Genomic DNA, 18,124 nt, shown 5'->3' on the forward strand with positions numbered 1-18,124 from the left:
TTCCTGCCTTATTGGTGGCGGCGGATCAGAGCCGGCGCCTTGAATTTATCAGAGACCGAGCATCATCCGCACGATCGGCTCTAGGCCGCGACCGAGCGCCCGGGTGTTTTCCGCATCGAGATGCACGCCATCGAGCGGTGTGGTGACGGCAACGGAATTCGCATCGAAGAAGCCGCAGCCCAACTCATCGGCCAGATCGCTGTAGAGCGTCGGCAGCTTGGCCGATTCCTTGACGGCGCCGAGGAAGCTCGCGGCGAACGCGGGATTGGCGGTCTCAGAGATCGCCGGCGGGGCGACGATGAGGATGTCGGGCACCTCGTAGTCGAATCCCCAGGCGTGATTGCGCACGAGCTGGATCAGCCGGCTGAGACCTTGCAGAGCGGCAAAGGCCGAGCCGGCGACGACCGGCTTCATGTCGTTGGTGCCCAGCATGATGACGACGAGATCGAGCGGGTTGTGGGTCTGCAGGATCGTCGGCAAAATCCGCGCGCCGTTGCGATCGCAATCGGCGAGATGATCGTCGAAGGCGGTGGTGCGGCCGTTCAATCCTTCCGGAATGACGTGGACCTGATTGCCGAGCGCATTTTGCAGCACGCTCGGCCACCGGTCTTCATAGGCATGACGGCCGATCGTCTCGGCGCTATAACCCCATGTCAGCGAGTCGCCATAACACAGAACGGTCTTGGTCATTCATGCCTCCGTGTCGTGACCAGAGCGTGATGCCGAAAAGTGTAAGCGGTTTTCGGGCGACATCACGCTCTCCCTAGTTAATTCCGGAACGGATTCAGATTTTAGGTCTATTCGACCTAAAATCATCCGGCTCCAGGCTCAGACGAGCATCCCCATCGGGTTTTCGATGTAGCCCTTGAAGGCGGCCAGGAGTTCGGCACCGAGCGCCCCATCGACGGCACGATGATCGGTCGACAGCGTGACGGTCATCACGGTGGCAATCGCCATTTCGCCCTTCTTGACGATGACGCGCTGTTCGCCCGCGCCGACGGCCAGAATGGTCGCATGCGGCGGGTTGACGACGGCGGCGAAGTTCTTGACGCCCATCATGCCCATGTTCGACACGGCAGTCGTACCGCCCTGATACTCCTCAGGCTTCAGCTTGCGCTCCTTGGCGCGCTTGCCGTAGTCCTTCATCTCGTTGGAGATGGTCGAGAGCGTCTTCTGCTCGGCGCTGCGGATGATCGGCGTGATCAGGCCGCCAGGAATGGAGACGGCAACACCGACATCGGCATGCTTGTGCTTGACCATGTTGCTGTCGGTCCAGGAGACGTTGGCATCCGGAACATCACGCAGTGCCAGCGCCAGGGCCTTGATGACCATGTCGTTGACCGAGAGCTTGTAGGCCGGCACGCCGTCCTTCGACTTCGGAGCGGAATCGTTGAGCTGCGTGCGCAGTGCCAGCAGCGCGTCGAGTTCGCAATCGACCGAGACGTAGAAGTGCGGGATCGTCTGCTTGGATTCCTGCAGGCGCTTGGCGATGGTCTTGCGCATGCCGTCATGCGGAACGAGCTCGTAGGAACCCTGCTCGAACAGCTTGAGGACGGCGTCGTCGGACATGCCCTTCGGCGCGGCGGCGGGAGCAGCGGCCGGCTGTGCAGCCGATGCTGCTGCGGGAGCAGCCTTGGCCGTGCCGCCGGAAACCGCAGCCTCGATGTCCTTCTTGACCACGCGGCCATGCGGGCCGGTGCCGGAGACGGCAGTCACGTCGATGCCGGCTTCCTTGGCAAGGCGGCGTGCGAGCGGCGAAGCGAAGGTGCGATGACCATCATTTGCTGCCGGAGCCGATGCAGCCGGCGCCGGGGCTGGTGCGGCAGGAGCCGAAACGCTTGCCGGAGCAGGCGCTGCAGCAGGGGCCGCCGCCGGAGCCGCTTCCGCCTTTGGAGCTTCCTTCGCAGCCGGAGCAGCGCCGCCGCCAGCGCTGGAAGCAGCAGCGGCAACATCTTCGCCATCGGCAGCGAGCACCGCGATCAAGGCATTGACCTTGACGCCTTCGGTGCCGGCCGGAATGACGATCTTGGCAACGGTGCCTTCATCGACGGCCTCGACTTCCATCGTTGCCTTGTCAGTCTCGATCTCAGCGATCACATCGCCGGACTTGATCTTGTCGCCTTCCTTGACCAGCCACTTGGCGAGGTTGCCCTCTTCCATGGTCGGCGAGAGGGCAGGCATAGTGATGTTGATAGGCATCGATGAGCCCTCCCCTTATTTGTAGCAAACGGCCTTCACCGCATCGACCACTTCGGCGACGCTTGGAAGCGCCAGCTTTTCGAGGTTGGCGGCGTATGGCATCGGTACGTCCTTGCCGGCAATCGTCAGGATCGGCGCATCGAGATAGTCGAAGGCCTGCTGCATGACGCGCGTGGCGATTTCCGTGCCGACAGAGGACTGCGGATAGCCTTCCTCGACGGTCACCAGACGGCCGGTCTTCTTGACGGATTCGATCACCGCCGGAAGATCCATCGGGCGGATGGTGCGCAGGTCGATAAGTTCGACATCGATGCCCTGGGCTTCGAGCTCGGCGACCGCCTTGGTGGCATAGGTCATGCCGATGCCGAAGGAGACGACCGTAACGTCCTTGCCCGGACGATGGATGCGGGCCTTGCCGATCGGCACCGTGAAATTATCGAGCTTCGGCACGTCGAAGTGCTGGCCGTAGAGAATTTCGTTCTCGAGGAAGATGACCGGGTTCGGATCGCGGATAGCCGACTTCAGCAGGCCCTTGGCGTCGGCTGCCGTGTAAGGCATGACGACCTTGAGGCCGGGGATCTGGCTGTACCAGGCGGCATAGTCCTGGCTGTGCTGAGCGCCGACGCGGGCAGCAGCACCGTTCGGACCGCGGAAGACGATCGGAGCACCCATCTGGCCGCCGGACATATAGAGCGTCTTGGCGGCGGAGTTGATGATCTGGTCGATCGCCTGCATGGCGAAGTTGAAGGTCATGAATTCGACGATCGGGCGAAGACCGGCCATGGCGGCGCCGACGCCGATACCGGCAAAACCATGCTCGGTGATCGGGGTATCGACGACGCGGCGGGCGCCGAATTCCTGCAGCAGGCCCTGGGTCACCTTGTAGGCGCCCTGATATTCGGCCACTTCCTCACCCATGACGAAGACGTCCGGGTTGGCGCGCATTTCCTCGGCCATGGCGTCGCGCAGCGCTTCACGCACCGTCATCGACACCATTTCCGTACCGGCCGGAATTTCCGGATCGGCGGGAGCCGCAACCTTCGGCTGGGCCGGAACCGGCGCGGCCGCGGGTGCCGGAGCGGCGGCAGGGGCCTCGGCCTTTGCCGGCTCGGCAGCGGGCGCTGCCTTGGCGGACGAAATGGCGTCGGCCGATTCGCCGTCCTGCAGCAGGATGGCGATCTTGGCGTTGACCTTTACGCCTTCAGTACCGGCCTCGACCAGCAGCTTGCCGATGACGCCTTCGTCGACGGCTTCCACTTCCATGGTGGCCTTGTCGGTTTCGATTTCGGCAATGACATCACCGGAAACGACCTTGTCGCCTTCCTTCTTGAGCCATTTCGAAAGTGTACCCTCTTCCATGGTCGGAGAAAGGGCGGGCATGAGAATGTCGATGGGCATTGATCGTCCCTCCCCGATTTAGAGCAGAATGTCGGTGTAGAGCTCGGATGCATCCGGCTCCGGATCGTTCTGGGCGAAATCGGCGCTGTCGGCGACGATGTCGCGGACATCCTTGTCGATATCCTTCAGATCGTCCTCGGTCGCCCAGCCCTTTTCGAGAAGGCGAACACGAACCTGCTCGATCGGGTCATGCTCGGAGCGCATCTTCTGCACTTCGTCCTTGGAACGGTACTTGGCCGGGTCGGACATGGAGTGACCGCGATAACGGTAGGTCAGCATTTCCAGGATGATCGGGCCCTTGCCGGAACGGCAGTGCGCAACGGCTTCATCGGCCGCGGCCTTGACGGCGCGAACGTCCATGCCATCCACCTGGATGCCGGGAATGCCGAAAGAAGCGCCGCGCTTGGAGAAATCGGCCTGCGCGGTGGCGCGCGCGGTCGAGGTGCCCATGGCATAGCGGTTGTTCTCGATCACGAAGATGACCGGCAGCTTCCACAGCTGCGCCATGTTGAAGCTTTCGTAGACCTGGCCCTGGTTGGCAGCGCCGTCGCCGAAATAGGCGACACTGACATTGTCATTGCCGCGATACCAGTTGGCAAAGCCGAGACCGGTGCCGAGAGAGACCTGCGCGCCGACGATGCCATGGCCGCCGTAGAAATTCTTTTCCTTGGAGAACATGTGCATGGAGCCGCCCTTCCCTCGGGAATAGCCGCCCTGGCGTCCGGTCAGCTCGGCCATGACGCCGCGCGCGCTCATGCCGGTTGCCAGCATGTGTCCGTGGTCGCGATAGCCGGTGATGATCTGATCGCCGTCCTTCAGCGCCAGCTGCATGCCGACGACGACAGCTTCCTGGCCGATGTAGAGATGACAGAAGCCGCCGATGAAGCCCATGCCGTAAAGCTGGCCGGCCTTTTCTTCGAAGCGGCGGATGAGAAGCATCTCACGATAAGCCTTCAGCTCCGCATCACGATCGAAATCTGCGATCGGACCGCCATTGGTTTCCTTGGCAGGCCTTGATGCTGTCTTACGGCTGGAAACGGTCGCGTTTTTTCGCGGCGCCATTCAACCCTCCCTATGTGAGTAGCCTCGTTTTACGATGAGACCTAACATAGGCAAGATTGTTCGCCACAGCAATGCTATAATTGCATGGCTCATATTCTTTGCAAGCTACTGAAATAACTTAAGAAAAATCGATTAACCAAAATTCGGTTAATTGTGACTATTTGTTGAATATGACGATTTCGTTCGCCTTGGAATAGGTCAGCTGATAGCGCGCATATTGGTCGAGCATATCCTTGTCCAAAGAACCATCGCTCAGCAAAGCGACCTCCTTTTCAAGGTGCTCGCGCTTTGCCACGAGATCGGCCAGCTCCTTGCTACGGTCGATGCGGCGCTGTTCGAAAACCTCGGTCGCCTTCAGGCCGTAGTCGCCATGAATGCAATGATAGCCGAAGTAACTCACAAAAGCGATGGTAATGGCGGGAAGAACGAGACGGCCGAACCTTCTCTTCTTATGATACTTTGTCCACATACTCGCTCGAAACGCCCTGGCTTAGGCAACCTCGCCCCAAAGCCAATGTCGCTTCGAAGAAGATCGCGTCAAATCAAACACCTAGGACCAACTTAACCGGCAGAGATTAACCGTCCGTTGACTCTAACTGCGCGGCCCAACAAAAAACCGCGCCCTGAGGCGCGGTTCGATTTCAGCGACGAATATGTCCGCAGATCCAATGGGATCCCACGGATCAGGCATCAGGCGCGCAGGATGGAGCGGCCGGCATATTTTGCCTGCGGGCCAAGCGCTTCCTCGATGCGGATGAGCTGGTTGTACTTGGCAAGACGGTCGGAGCGCGACAGCGAGCCGGTCTTGATCTGGCCGCAGTTGGTGGCAACGGCGAGATCGGCGATCGTGGAATCTTCCGTTTCGCCCGAGCGGTGCGACATGACGGCCGTGTAGTTCGCCTTGTGCGCGGTTTCCACCGCATCCAGCGTTTCCGTCAGCGAGCCGATCTGGTTGACCTTGACGAGGATCGAGTTGGCAACGCCCATGCGGATACCGTCGCGCAGACGAGCGGAGTTGGTGACGAACAAGTCGTCGCCGACAAGCTGGGTCTTCTTGCCGATCAGATCGGTCAGTATCTTCCAGCCTTCCCAATCGTCTTCGGCCATGCCGTCCTCGATCGAAACGATCGGGTACTTGGCGGCGAGTTCGGCGAGGTATTCAGCCATTGCGCCGGATTCGAGCGTGCGGCCTTCGCCTTCCAGCACGTACTTACCGTCCTTGAAGAATTCGGTGGAAGCGCAATCAAGGCCGAGAGCGATTTCTTCGCCCGGCTTGTAGCCAGCCTTTTCGATCGACTTCATGATGAAGTCGAGAGCGGCCGGGGCGCTGGAGAGGCCTGGTGCAAAGCCACCCTCGTCGCCGACGTTGGTGTTGTGGCCCTGCGAAGCCAGTTCCTTCTTGAGGACGTGGAAGACTTCAGAACCCATGCGGACGGCTTCGCGGATCGAATCTGCGCCGATCGGCAGGATCATGAATTCCTGGAAGTCGATCGGGTTGTCGGCATGGGCGCCGCCGTTGATGATGTTCATCATCGGGACCGGCAGGAGGCGGGCATGAGCGCCGCCGACATAGCGGTAGAGCGGCAGGTTGGCGCTCTGGGCAGCGGCCTTGGCGACGGCAAGCGAGACGCCGAGGATGGCGTTGGCACCGAGGCGCGACTTGTTCGGCGTGCCGTCCAGCTCGATCATGATGTTGTCGAGCTGGATCTGGTTTTCGGCGTCCATGCCGCCGATCGCATCGAAGATTTCCGAGTTGACGGCTTCGACAGCCTTCTCGACGCCCTTGCCATGGTAGCGCTTGCCGCCATCGCGAAGCTCGACGGCTTCATGCGCGCCGGTCGACGCGCCCGACGGAACCGCCGCGCGGCCCATGCTGCCGTCTTCGAGGTAGACATCGACTTCGACAGTCGGATTGCCACGGCTGTCGAGAATCTCGCGGGCGATAATGTCGGTGATTGCGGTCATGATAGCTTCCTGCTCGCTGGTTTATAAATCGATTTAAATCGTCTTAATCGAAGGCGTGGAAATTACAATGGCGATCCACGCCCCCGAGGTAGGGCACTCCAGCAGGCCGCGTAGCGCAAATTCATGTCAGCCTGTTGAATGCCTGATATTTATCAGCCCTTGGCGATAGCGTCGAAGGCCAGAAGCTTCTCCAGAAGGCGCGGCATGTCCTTCAGATAGACCATGTTCGGGCCATCCGACGGCGCATTGTCGGGGTCTTCGTGGGTCTCGACAAAAACACCGGCAACGCCAACGGCGACGGCAGCGCGCGCCAGCGTCTCGACGAATCGGCGATCGCCACCGGAGGAACCGCCCTGTCCGCCCGGCTGCTGCACGGAATGCGTCGCATCGAAAATGACCGGCGCGCCCATGGCCGCCATGATCGGCAGCGAACGCATGTCGGAGACCAGGGTGTTGTAGCCGAAGGAGGCGCCGCGCTCGCACAGGAGAATGTTCGGATTGCCGCTGTCATTGAGCTTGGCAAGGACGTTCTTCATGTCCCAGGGCGCAAGGAACTGCCCCTTCTTGACGTTGACGACGCGGCCGGTCTTGGCGGCGGCGACCAGCAGGTCGGTCTGGCGCGACAGGAAGGCCGGGATCTGCAGGATATCGACCGTCTTGGAAACGATGGCGCACTGCTCTTCGGTATGAATGTCGGTCAAAACCGGAAAGCCGTATTCCTTCTTGAGGTCGGCAAAGACTTCCAGCGCCGTTTCCAGGCCGATGCCACGCTTGCCGGACAGCGACGTGCGGTTGGCCTTGTCGAAGGAGGATTTGTACACAAGGCCGATGCCGAGCTTGCCGCAAAGCTCCTTCAGGACGCCGGCGATCATGAAAGCGTGGTCGCGGCTTTCCATCTGGCAGGGGCCGGCGATCAGCGACAGCTTGGCGGTGTTGGAAAAGAGGACCTTGGAGGCACCCTCGCCGACGGTCACTTCGGAATTCGTGCTCATGCTATCTCCTCGAAGGCGAACAGTGCGCCCTGCCCGGGCGCCAGCCTCGCCAATAGACGATTGTTCTTACGCGTGTAGGTGACGCCGTTAGCAGCGAAATGCGACGATGTCACGGAAAGATCGCGCGTTTTGAAAAGGATTGCGCGCGCCCTGAGCCCAGGATCGCTAGCGCGAACAGGCAAATCGTAGAATGCTTCCATTCCTTCCGGCGTCAGGATCTCGAGCTCGGCATTGGCGGTTTCGATCGTCAAGCCGAAGGAATGCTCCGAAATTCGCGGGCCGCCGACGACCTCCTCGAAAAAGGCGCGATACGCCTCCGGTTTCGATGCGGAAAGCGCCACCCGCGCGATGCCGCTCACACCGTTTTCATGACGCTCGAGCACGCTGCGGTCCGCCGGCAACGGATTGATGCGCTGGCAGCAGAAAGCCAGAAAATCCGGCGCGCGCAGATCGGCCGCGAAGGCGAGGCGAAAGCCGGCCGTCGTTTCGGTTCCGTCCGGCATCTTCATGGGCCGGGAGAAATCCAGCATCCGCCCGGCGGAGATCGCGCCCGCCTTGAAGCGCGCGTCATCCGCAACGGCATCGTCCGTGCCGAAGACCATGGCGGAAAAGCCATCTTCGCCGACTCGGAAACGATAGGCCTGATCGCGCGCAACGAAGACATTCCCGTCGGCGACGCTCGTCTCGCACTGCTCCTGCGACGCCACGCCCAAAGGTTCGAGATAGGTCTTGTCGGCCAGGAAGACGCAGGCATTCTCCGTGCCGAAAGGATGGCGTGCGTCCGGAGCGACCGTAAAACCGAGCTTGCCGAGACGTTCGCGCGCCAGAGCGATGTTGACGGTCGGCAGCACGAGATGATCCAGCGGATGCGGCAACGGCGCCATGCTTTCTCCTTTTCCCTACGGGAGCAGATTTGCGCCCATCCATCATCGAATTCAAGATGGAAGCAAGAGACCGGGAGATAGGGCGACACCGATGGAACGCAATCTCGCAAACGTGATTGCTGATTCTATTCTGTAGCTGGCTTACCCGGCGTAATATCCCGTTCGTCGACGCGGGAGACACCTTGGTCAAGCGAAAGTGTCCTAAACGGCGCAAATTCAAAATTATCAATATTTATCAATACATTAAAACTGAAACAATCCATTGGCGCTTTCAGTCGGTTCATTCGACAGTGGTAATTATTTAATCGTCCGAACAAGGCTTTACCGAAATTTAAGTACTTGCGGAACACATATGGAACATATAGTGTCCGTTCTGGATTTGTTTCACGACTTTTTCTTGATTCTGGGGTTCCAAGACGATGTTGACGCGCAAGCAGCAGGAACTGCTTCTCTTCATTCACGAACGCATGAAGGAATCCGGCGTTCCGCCATCTTTCGACGAGATGAAGGATGCGCTGGATCTGGCATCCAAGTCCGGTATTCACCGTCTGATTACGGCACTGGAGGAGCGAGGCTTCATCCGCCGGCTGCCGAATCGGGCGAGAGCGCTGGAGGTGATAAAGCTGCCGGAGGCCTATAATCCGAGCCTGCAGCCGCGACGCGGCTTCTCGCCCAGTATCATCGAAGGCAGCCTCGGCAAGCCTCAGCCGGTCGCACCGCCCGCCCCGGCAAAGATCGCCAATGACGATCACAACGGTTCGGCATCGGTTCCAGTCATGGGGCGCATCGCCGCCGGTGTTCCGATTTCCGCCATCCAGAACAATACCCATGATATTACCGTTCCCGCCGATATGCTCGGCTCAGGCGAGCACTACGCGCTTGAAGTCAGGGGGGATTCGATGATCGACGCCGGTATTTTCGACGGCGACACCGTCATCATTCGCAATTCGACGACAGCCAGCCCCGGCGACATCGTGGTTGCTCTCGTCGACGACGAGGAAGCGACGCTGAAGCGCTTCCGCCGCAAGGGTGCGTCCATCGCACTGGAAGCCGCCAACCCGGCCTATGAAACCCGCATTTTCGGGCCGGACCGCGTCAAGGTGCAAGGTAAGCTCGTCGGCCTCATTCGGCGCTATCACTGAGCGGTGACGCCGGCTGGATCGGCGCGCCGAATTTGTCGGTGCGCCAATCGTAGGTTCGATGCCGCGTCCATGGTCGTTGCGGGTTCTCGAACGCCACGGAAACGACGGGTTTGTCGCCTGTGAATGCCATTTCGATGGATCCGGTTTGCCGCAATGTCGCGCCGGTTATCAGCATCGCCCCGGAGCGGCAATGATCCAGCCGCAAGCGGATCGGTGTCACGACGATGTTTGCCGTATCGCAAGCCGGCGGCAAATAGGCCGCGTTTTCTATGGTGACGAGCATGGCGCCGTCTTCGAGCATCGCCACGCACCATGCGCCTTTCTGGCAGGCGAAGCTTCCCTGCATCGTCTGGTCAAGCGCGTCTTCCATTGCCTTGCGGACCGCGTTCTGCTCCTCGGTGCTTAATCGCCGATGACGATCGGTCTTGCTGATTTGTGGAAGCCGGCTGTCGCGAGGAAGGATGGTGGGCGGCTGATGTTCGGTTGCAACCAGTGCCTTTTGCCATTGTTCGAAGATGAAGGCCTGCGGCCGTTCGCGATTGGTCGCCAGTATGTCATCCTGTCGCAGAGCGACCAGAACCCCATCCTCCGAGATCGTCAGATCCGGCTTCGGCACGCCGGGACCGAATGCCGCCGCGCCAACGGATAAGAGCGACAATAGTAGGCCCAGGTGGCGAAGCCGGGTTCGCAACATGCTCATGATCAGGAAGCCGGCAATGAATGTCGGCATCAGCCATGCAGGCTGGCGGCCGAAGGTGATGTCACCTCCCCAGCCGGCCACGGTTTTGGCGATCGCTATGACGAGCTCCAGTCCCTCCCCGGTGACCTTCCAGAAGGGACCATCAAGACCGAGAGGCATGAGCAGCATCGCCGCCATACCAAACGGCATGACGACGAAGGAGACGACCGGCATGGCCGCGAGGTTGGCGGCAAGACCATATGTCGCCAACCGGTGAAAATGCTCGATCGAGAATATGGCTGTCGATGCGCCGCCGATGAATGACGTCGACAACACGCCGCCGAAGAAGCGGGAGACGAACAACAGCGGGCTTAACAGGCGGATGCGGGAGAAGATGGTTTCGCGATGCCGCCGCCGCTTCCATAGCGAATAGCCCGATACCAGCGCCAGCGTTGCGGCGTAGGACATCTGAAAGCTCGGGCCGAGCACCTGAGACGGCGAGAGTATGAGAATGACGATCGCGGATAGCGCCACGTTGCGAAGGCTGATCGACGGTCGATCGAGCAGTACGGCAACCAGCATGATCGCCATCATGATGAATGCGCGCTCGGCGGATACGCCGAAACCGGAAACGAGGTAATAGGCCGTCACTGTCACAAGCGCACCGAGGGCCGCAAACTTCTTTGTCGGCCAGGCCTGTACGACGCCGGGAAACAGGCTGAACAAATAGCGCAGGCCGACATAGAAGATCCCGGCCGACAGCGCCATGTTCAGACCGGAAATGGCGACGATATGGGTGAGGCCGGCAATTCTCAACGCCTCGGTCGTATCCTTCGAGATCGCACGTCTCTCATCGGTGACAAGTGCGGCGGCAAAAGCACCCGTATCGCCTGGCAAGGTCGCCCTGATCCTGTCGCCTATGCTATTGCGCAGCCCCGCAAGCCAGATATCAGCGGCGTCGAGCATCGACTCCCGCACTTTGTCATCAAGTGGCGACAGCAATTTCGGTGCGCCATAGGCAAAGCCGTTTGCGCCGATACCGTTGAAATAGGAGCTGAAGGCGAAATCGTTGAGGCCGGGCAAGGCGGGCCCGGCCGGAGGCGTCAGGCGCGCCCTGCCCTGGATTCGGTCTCCGAGTTCGAACGGCTCCGCCTGTTTGCGTACGAAGATCGTGACCCTTTCCGGTGAGCGGCGAATGGTGGGTTTTTCCGTCGCCTCGACGCGGACGACATAGCGCCAGCGGCCATCGTCATAGGATTCACGTCGCTCGACCTGGCCGGTAACGGTCGTCGTCACGGCCGAGTCGAGCATTGTGGTGGAAGCCCGCCAGCATTCCCATTGCGCCAAAGCCATGCCCAGGCAAATGAGCGTTGCCGCAAAGAGCAGATGGCGAAGCAGCCTGCCGCTTTCCCGTCCGAATACTAAGCCGCCGGCAAAGACGAGAAAGCCCGCGGCGACTGCTTGCGGCGGCGGATCGCTGCCAGCCTTGAACCAGAAGATCGCCCCGAGGCCCATATAGATCGGAGCGAACAGTATGGCACGCCCATACGCGGCCTCTTCTTCGACCAGGCTGAGGACGCCGAGTCGACTGCGGTTCAGGATCAAAAGCAGGCGCGATGTCAGCGGTACCCGATCCTGCGTCCGCTCCCGATGTCGCGCTTTGGTACGCAAGACGATCGTGGCAATAGCGGGGCGAGGCTGCGGAGGTGCAGCAACATCCCGGCCCTCCTGCTGCTCCGATGCCTCTAAATTAGGCACTCACTGCCGCCCCCGCGCAAAACTACAGCTTTCGCGCGATTTTTGCCGTCACCGCACAGTGATTTCAACCGAAATCGGCATGAGCACGGCTAAATTGGGCCGGTTTCCTGGCGCACCATGTTTAGCGACACTGATGCAGTGCCCAAAAGTTGATACTGCAATGCACAATTCGGCATTAGGATAACTTGGCATTAGGCTCTGGATCATATAGCTAGTCGGTAGTCGCTTAACCTTTTGGCGCTTTTTATGGCGTCAATCCCGCCAAATCTTGGAGGATCAGCATGACGGAACAAAGCGCGAAACTAACTTGGGGTGAAAAGACGGTGGACCTGCCGGTGAAGACCGGAACCATCGGCCCAAGTGTCATTGATATTGGTGCCCTTTATAAGAACACCTCCACTTTCACTTACGATCCTGGCTTCACCTCGACCGCGTCCTGTGAGTCCAGCATCACTTATATTGATGGCGACGAAGGCGTTCTGCTGCATCGCGGCTATCCGATCGATCAGCTGGCCGAACACGGCGATTTCCTCGAAGTATGCTACCTCCTTCTCTACGGCGAACTGCCGACGGCAGCGCAGAAGAAGGACTTCGATCACCGCGTGACCCACCACACGATGGTGCATGAGCAGATGTCGCGCTTCTTCACAGGCTTCCGTCGCGACGCGCATCCGATGGCCGTCATGTGCGGCTGCGTCGGCGCACTCTCGGCTTTCTATCACGACTCGACCGACATCACCGATCCGCACCAGCGCATGGTCGCAAGCCTGCGCATGATCGCCAAGATGCCGACGCTCGCCGCCATGGCCTACAAGTACCATATCGGCCAGCCCTTCGTTTATCCAAAGAACGATCTGGACTACGCGTCGAACTTCCTGCGCATGTGCTTTGCCGTTCCGTGCGAGGATTATGTGGTGAACCCGGTGCTTGCCCGCGCCATGGACCGCATCTTCATCCTGCATGCCGATCACGAGCAGAATGCGTCGACCTCGACGGTTCGTCTGGCAGGCTCTTCGGGCGCCAATCCGTTCGCCTGTATCGCTGCAGGCATCGCCTGCCTCTGGGGCCCGGCTCACGGCGGCGCGAACGAAGCGGCGCTCAACATGCTGAACGAAATCGGCACCGTCGACCGCATCCCGGAATTCATCGCCCGCGCCAAGGACAAGAACGACCCGTTCCGCCTGATGGGCTTCGGTCACCGCGTCTACAAGAACTACGATCCGCGCGCCAAGATCATGCAGAAGACGGCGCACGAGGTTCTCGGCGAACTCGGCATCAAGGACGATCCGTTGCTCGACATCGCAATCGAGCTGGAGCGCATCGCTCTGACCGATGAATATTTCATCGAGAAGAAGCTCTACCCGAACGTCGACTTCTACTCCGGCATCACGTTGAAGGCGCTGGGCTTCCCCACGACCATGTTCACCGTTCTGTTCGCTCTCGCCCGCACCGTCGGCTGGATCGCTCAGTGGAACGAGATGATCGAAGATCCGCATCAGCGCATCGGCCGTCCGCGCCAGCTCTACACGGGCGCACCGCTGCGCGAATACGTGCCGGTTTCCAAGCGCTAAGCTTTGGTATCGAAACAAAAAACCGGTCAGAGATGACCGGTTTTTTTATGAGCGAGAACATCCAGAACAATTTGCGCCGCCTTGTCGCCGGGCGGTTCCTCGGTCTGCATTCGCTGCCAGACCAGATCATAGCCCGTCAGCATTGCCCTGCGCTCGGGAGTGTCGCTCGACAGGCGCTCCATGTAGCGGGCGAGCAGGCCGGGCCGCAACACATCGTTGATGAGTTCCGGCACAACGGCATAGTCGGCAATCAGGTTCGGCAGGGCCGCCGACCATACCTTGATGCGCGACATCACGAATCTGGCCAACCACTCCGTCTTGTAGGTTGAAACCACGGGAACACCGGCAAGACCCAGTTCCAGGATCACCGTGCCCGACGCAGCCATGGCAGCATCCGCCTGCGCGAAGGCATTCCACTTTGCATTCTGGCCGACCAGGATTTCAGGCTTGACGCCCCAGTTTTCGAGAAGCGAGCGTACCAGGGCTTCCTGCTTCGGCACGGTCGGCAGCATGTAGCGAACATTGTCATTTCGCCGACTAAGTTCTTTGGTAGCCTGCTCAAAAACCGGTAGAAGCTGGCGGATCTCCGAAGCGCGCGAGCCTGGGAGAAGAAGAACTGTCATCTGGGCATCGACCGCCCTTTCACCGCGCAAAGCGCGCTGTCGGCGCGTCTCCAGCAGATCTGTATCCACCGTCAGGCGATGGCCGACATAGGTCGTTGCCGGACCACCCAAACGCTGCATGGCTTCCGGCTCGAAAGGGAGTACGGCCAGCACATGATCGACATAGGCGAGCATCTTCTGCGCGCGATATTCCTTCCATGCCCAGACGCTGGGGCAGACATAGTTGACGATCGGGAGGCCAGGCAGCGCCTTGCGCACCCGCTTCGCTACGCGATGGGTAAAATCGGGGCTATCGATGATCAGAAGTACGTCGGGCTTGGCGGAGATAATGGCGTCAGCCGTCTGCCGGATGCGGGCAAGCAGCTTCGGCAGCCGCTTGATGACCTGGATGAAACCCATGATCGAGAGTTCGGAGTAGTCGAAAAGCGAGCGCAAGCCTTGCGCTTCCAACGCCTCGCCGCCGACGCCCACCAGCTCGACAGGCCCATCATGGCGCCGCTTCAGGGAAGCGACGAGATCGCCGCCCAAAAGATCGCCGGAAACCTCTCCCGCAACGACGGCAAGCTTCAAGGCGGCGCTGCTCACATGAAGCCCTCCGCGCTGAGGCCACGATCGATGCCGCAGACGAAAATTTCAGCGTCATCGGCGGCTTTAATCACAGCCTCACGGTCGAGGATCAGCGCCCGGCCCGCCTCCACCGCGACGCCGGCAAGGCCGGCCTTCTTGGCGTTCAGCACGGTCGAGACGCCGATAGAAGGCAGATCGGCGCGCACATCCTGCTGCGGTTTGCAGAGCTTCACCAGCACGCCGCGCCGACGGGTCGATATACGGCCCTCTTCGCGCAGGCCGGCAACACGCTCGATCATCTTGTCCGTGCCTTCCGCGCCTTCCAGTGCGACGACACGGCCGCCGACGCTGACGGCACCCTGCCCGACATCGAGCAATCCCAGCGCATCGGCAGCCTTCGCCCCTTGCGCGATATCACGCAAGTCCTCAGAGGACGGCGACAGCCTGCCGAGCGGTCCCGTGGTCGCCAGCAGATCGGGCGCGATCTCATGCGCTCCAACGACGCGGACACCGCCGGCTTCGATCAGACGGATGACCATCTGCAGCACGGCGTTGTCACCGCCGGAAAGAAGCGTGCGAATGGTCAGGGGCAATTCCTTGATCACGCGCCATGTCGGATGAATCTCGCGCCAGGGCGGACGGCGGGCGACGCCGCCAGACATGACGACGCGGTCAACGCCATGGCGCCGGAATGTCGCTTCAAGGCCGGCAAAATTGCCGACACCGAGATTGGCGTGATCGAAAGCGGACCAATCGCGGTCCGCTTCGTTCGTCAGTGCGATAATAACCGGATTCTCGCCGGCCTGACGGGCGGCCTCGGCGACATAGACAGGCAAGAAGCCACTGCCTGCGATGATCGCCAGCCTGCCTTTGCCGTTTTGGCCGGCCGAAACCACGTCAGCTCTTGCCGCGATTGGGCGACGACAGCGCGCGATCGCTATCGGCTGCGATGAAATCCAGGATCTCGATCACTTCCTTGCAATCGGCATATTCGTCGCGGATCGCGGCAGCGTTGTCACGGATCGAGCCTTCGCCTTCGAAGATGGTCTTGTAGGCACGTCGAACCCTGTGAATAACCGCGCGGTCTATGCCTGCACGCGACATGCCGACAATATTGAGGCCGGAAAGCACACCCGGATTGCCGTTCAACATGCCGTAAGGGATGACGTCGTAGCTCGCAGCCGAAAGGCCGCCGATGAAAGCCTGCCGTCCGATACGGGTGAACTGATGCACCGCGCAGCCGCCGCCCAGAATGGCGCGATCCTCGACAACCACATGCCCCGCCAGCATGACGTTGTTGGACATGATGACGTTATTGCCGACGCGGCAATCGTGAGCGACATGGGAATTGGCGAGGAACAGATTGTTGTTGCCGACAATCGTCTTGCCGCCGTAGTCCGCCGTGCCGGTGTTGATCGTCACGCCTTCGCGGATCGTGCAGTTCTCGCCGACATCAAGCGTCGTCTCCTCGCCACCGTGATGAACGCTCTGCGGGTCGCCACCGACAACGGCCATCGGGAATATCTTCGTTCCCTTGCCGATCGTCGTGCGGCCGGTAACGACAGCATGCGTCAGCAGATGGACATTCTCATGCAATACGACCTTGGGACCGACATGGCAGAAAGGTCCGACCACGACGTTTTCGCCGATGATGGCACCATCCTCAACGACCGCGAACTTATGAATGCTCGCGCTTTTTGCGATGCTGCTCATGCCTCGTCCTGATCCTTCCTCACGATCATCGCACCGATATCGGCTTCAGCGACCAGAGAGCCATCGACCTTGGCATCGCAATGGAACTTCCAGATCGTACCGCGCTGCTTGAGCTTGACGACATGGAATTCGACACGGTCGCCCGGAACGACCGGCTTGCGAAAGCGGGCGTTATCGATCGTCATGAAATAGACGAGGTTGCCGCCGATGCCGTCCTTCCGCGCGCAAATCGCGCCTGCCGTCTGCGCCATGCCTTCGATAAGCAGAACGCCCGGCATGATCGGGGAACCCGGAAAATGCCCCGTGAACTGCGGCTCGTTGGCCGTCACATTCTTGATGCCGATCGCGGAATTGTCACTATCGATCTCGATGATCTTGTCGACCATCAAGAACGGATAGCGATGCGGCAAAAGCTTCATAATTTCCAGAACGTCAGCCGACGACAACGACGCCTTGGCTTCCTCAGTCATGCTCAGCACTCCCGTCTTTCTTGTCCCTGGCTCCTGACCGCTTCGCGATCTCCGCCGATTCCCTTAGAAAATCCCATAGGGGCCGTGCTGGAAGACCAGCGTAACGCTCGCCCGCCGGAATACTGTTCATCACACCGCTCTTGGCGCCGATCTGCACGCCATCGCCGATGTGGATATGACCATTCAAACCCGCCTGACCGCCGATCTGCACACCGTCGCCGATCACCGTGCTGCCGGCGATGCCGACCTGGCTGACGATGGCGCAATGGCGTCCAATGCGAACGTTATGTCCGATCTGGACCTGATTGTCGATCTTGGTGCCTTCACCGATCACGGTATCGTCCATCGTACCGCGATCGATCGTGGTGTTGGCGCCGATCTCGACATTATCCTGGATGATAACCCGGCCGATCTGCACGATCTTCACCATGCCGCGCGGACCCGGAGCATATCCGAAGCCGTCCTGTCCGATGCGCGCGCCGTTGTGAATGATGACGCCATTGCCGAGATAGGCACAGAGCACGCTCGCGCCGCCGCCAATGCTGCAATTACGCCCGATCTTCACGCCCGGCCCGATGAGGGCATTGGCGCCGATATACGTACCCTCGCCGATGTCGGCGCCTGCGCCGATAACCGCACCCGGCTCGACACTTATATTGGCCTCAAGCTTTGCCGTGGCATCGATAGTCGCAGCAGGCGAAATCGTTCCCGGGTTCGGCGTAAACACCACCGGGCGCATGGCTTCCGGGTGCAGCAAGCCGCCGACAATGGCAAAATCCGTATGCGGCTTCCTGGACAGAAGCACCGGGATATGTTCGGGAACGAAAGACTTCAGTGCCGGCAGGCAGATGATGGCCGAAGCCTTGCACGTCTCCAGCTCAGCACGATTCTTCCGGGAAAGGATATAACAGATATCACCCTCGCCTGCCCGGTATACGGGGGCGATAGACCTGATGACGACCTCCGAAGAGGCCGCATCGGCAAGTTCCGCCCCAAGATGCTCAGCCAGTTGCTTTAAACTGACGCCAGCATGGGGCGGGAAAAAATCAATATGTTCCATAAGCACCAGCTCCAGAAACGGTGTTTAAGCCCGCAGTTCTG

The 18,124-nt window shown here is 60.3% G+C and carries 16 protein-coding genes; 2 read left to right on the forward strand and 14 right to left on the reverse strand.

Going from position 1 to position 18,124, the window contains the following annotated elements:
* Positions 1-48 precede the first annotated feature (48 nt).
* The 8 genes from ACQZ6J_RS26225 to ACQZ6J_RS26260 form a co-directional block, all read right to left on the reverse strand.
* A complete protein-coding gene (locus ACQZ6J_RS26225) occupies positions 49-690 on the reverse strand; it encodes an SGNH/GDSL hydrolase family protein (RefSeq protein ID WP_449086273.1) in 642 nt (213 codons plus the stop codon).
* Between the two features lie 138 nt (positions 691-828).
* The gene (locus ACQZ6J_RS26230; RefSeq protein ID WP_449086274.1) at positions 829-2,199 is read right to left on the reverse strand and encodes a pyruvate dehydrogenase complex dihydrolipoamide acetyltransferase; all 1,371 of its coding nucleotides are present in this window, start codon (positions 2,197-2,199) and stop codon (positions 829-831) included.
* Between the two features lie 15 nt (positions 2,200-2,214).
* Complete coding sequence (locus ACQZ6J_RS26235) at positions 2,215-3,597, reverse strand: pyruvate dehydrogenase complex E1 component subunit beta (protein ID WP_449086275.1); 1,383 nt, start codon at positions 3,595-3,597, stop codon at positions 2,215-2,217.
* Between the two features lie 18 nt (positions 3,598-3,615).
* A complete protein-coding gene (gene pdhA / locus ACQZ6J_RS26240) occupies positions 3,616-4,659 on the reverse strand; it encodes a pyruvate dehydrogenase (acetyl-transferring) E1 component subunit alpha (protein ID WP_163985856.1) in 1,044 nt (347 codons plus the stop codon).
* 157 nt (positions 4,660-4,816) lie between these two features.
* Positions 4,817-5,128 (reverse strand): FtsB family cell division protein, encoded by a 312-nt coding sequence (locus ACQZ6J_RS26245; protein WP_163985857.1) that lies wholly within the window; start codon positions 5,126-5,128, stop codon positions 4,817-4,819.
* Between the two features lie 221 nt (positions 5,129-5,349).
* Positions 5,350-6,624: a phosphopyruvate hydratase gene (eno, locus tag ACQZ6J_RS26250; RefSeq protein ID WP_163985858.1), complete on the reverse strand. Its 1,275-nt coding sequence runs from the start codon at positions 6,622-6,624 to the stop codon at positions 5,350-5,352.
* 152 nt (positions 6,625-6,776) lie between these two features.
* Entirely contained in the window at positions 6,777-7,616 is an 840-nt protein-coding gene (kdsA, locus tag ACQZ6J_RS26255) for a 3-deoxy-8-phosphooctulonate synthase (RefSeq protein WP_163985859.1), read from the reverse strand.
* Entirely contained in the window at positions 7,613-8,500 is an 888-nt protein-coding gene (locus ACQZ6J_RS26260; protein ID WP_449086276.1) for a VOC family protein, read from the reverse strand. The genes kdsA and ACQZ6J_RS26260 overlap by 4 nt, the downstream gene beginning before the upstream one ends.
* Positions 8,501-8,919: 419 nt before the next feature.
* On the opposite strand from ACQZ6J_RS26260, the gene lexA reads away from it, so the two are divergent.
* Complete coding sequence (gene lexA, locus ACQZ6J_RS26265) at positions 8,920-9,642, forward strand: transcriptional repressor LexA (RefSeq protein ID WP_163985861.1); 723 nt, start codon at positions 8,920-8,922, stop codon at positions 9,640-9,642.
* Here the strand turns inward: lexA and ACQZ6J_RS26270 are convergent.
* A complete protein-coding gene (locus tag ACQZ6J_RS26270; protein ID WP_449086301.1) occupies positions 9,623-11,836 on the reverse strand; it encodes a ComEC/Rec2 family competence protein in 2,214 nt (737 codons plus the stop codon). The genes lexA and ACQZ6J_RS26270 overlap by 20 nt on opposite strands.
* 524 nt (positions 11,837-12,360) lie before the next feature.
* On the opposite strand from ACQZ6J_RS26270, the gene gltA reads away from it, so the two are divergent.
* Positions 12,361-13,650 (forward strand): citrate synthase, encoded by a 1,290-nt coding sequence (gene gltA, locus ACQZ6J_RS26275; RefSeq protein ID WP_163985862.1) that lies wholly within the window; start codon positions 12,361-12,363, stop codon positions 13,648-13,650.
* A gap of 26 nt (positions 13,651-13,676) precedes the next feature.
* Here gltA and lpxB read toward each other — a convergent pair whose 3' ends face one another.
* From lpxB to lpxD, 5 genes are read right to left on the reverse strand one after another with little or no spacing between them, the layout of a single operon-like run.
* On the reverse strand, positions 13,677-14,858 hold the full coding sequence (lpxB, locus tag ACQZ6J_RS26280) for a lipid-A-disaccharide synthase (RefSeq protein WP_449086277.1): 1,182 nt from the start codon (positions 14,856-14,858) through the stop codon (positions 13,677-13,679).
* Entirely contained in the window at positions 14,855-15,736 is an 882-nt protein-coding gene (locus tag ACQZ6J_RS26285; protein WP_449086278.1) for an LpxI family protein, read from the reverse strand. Before ACQZ6J_RS26285 ends, lpxB begins: the two co-directional genes overlap by 4 nt.
* Position 15,737: 1 nt before the next feature.
* Positions 15,738-16,553 carry an acyl-ACP--UDP-N-acetylglucosamine O-acyltransferase gene (gene lpxA / locus ACQZ6J_RS26290; protein WP_163985865.1) on the reverse strand — a complete coding sequence of 272 codons (816 nt, stop codon included), beginning with the start codon at positions 16,551-16,553 and terminating at the stop codon, positions 15,738-15,740.
* A complete protein-coding gene (gene fabZ, locus ACQZ6J_RS26295) occupies positions 16,550-17,023 on the reverse strand; it encodes a 3-hydroxyacyl-ACP dehydratase FabZ (RefSeq protein ID WP_163985866.1) in 474 nt (157 codons plus the stop codon). Before fabZ ends, lpxA begins: the two co-directional genes overlap by 4 nt.
* Positions 17,016-18,083 carry a UDP-3-O-(3-hydroxymyristoyl)glucosamine N-acyltransferase gene (gene lpxD, locus ACQZ6J_RS26300; RefSeq protein ID WP_449086279.1) on the reverse strand — a complete coding sequence of 356 codons (1,068 nt, stop codon included), beginning with the start codon at positions 18,081-18,083 and terminating at the stop codon, positions 17,016-17,018. The genes fabZ and lpxD overlap by 8 nt, the downstream gene beginning before the upstream one ends.
* Positions 18,084-18,124 lie beyond the last annotated feature (41 nt).

The organism is Rhizobium sp. A37_96 (genome assembly GCF_053521765.1).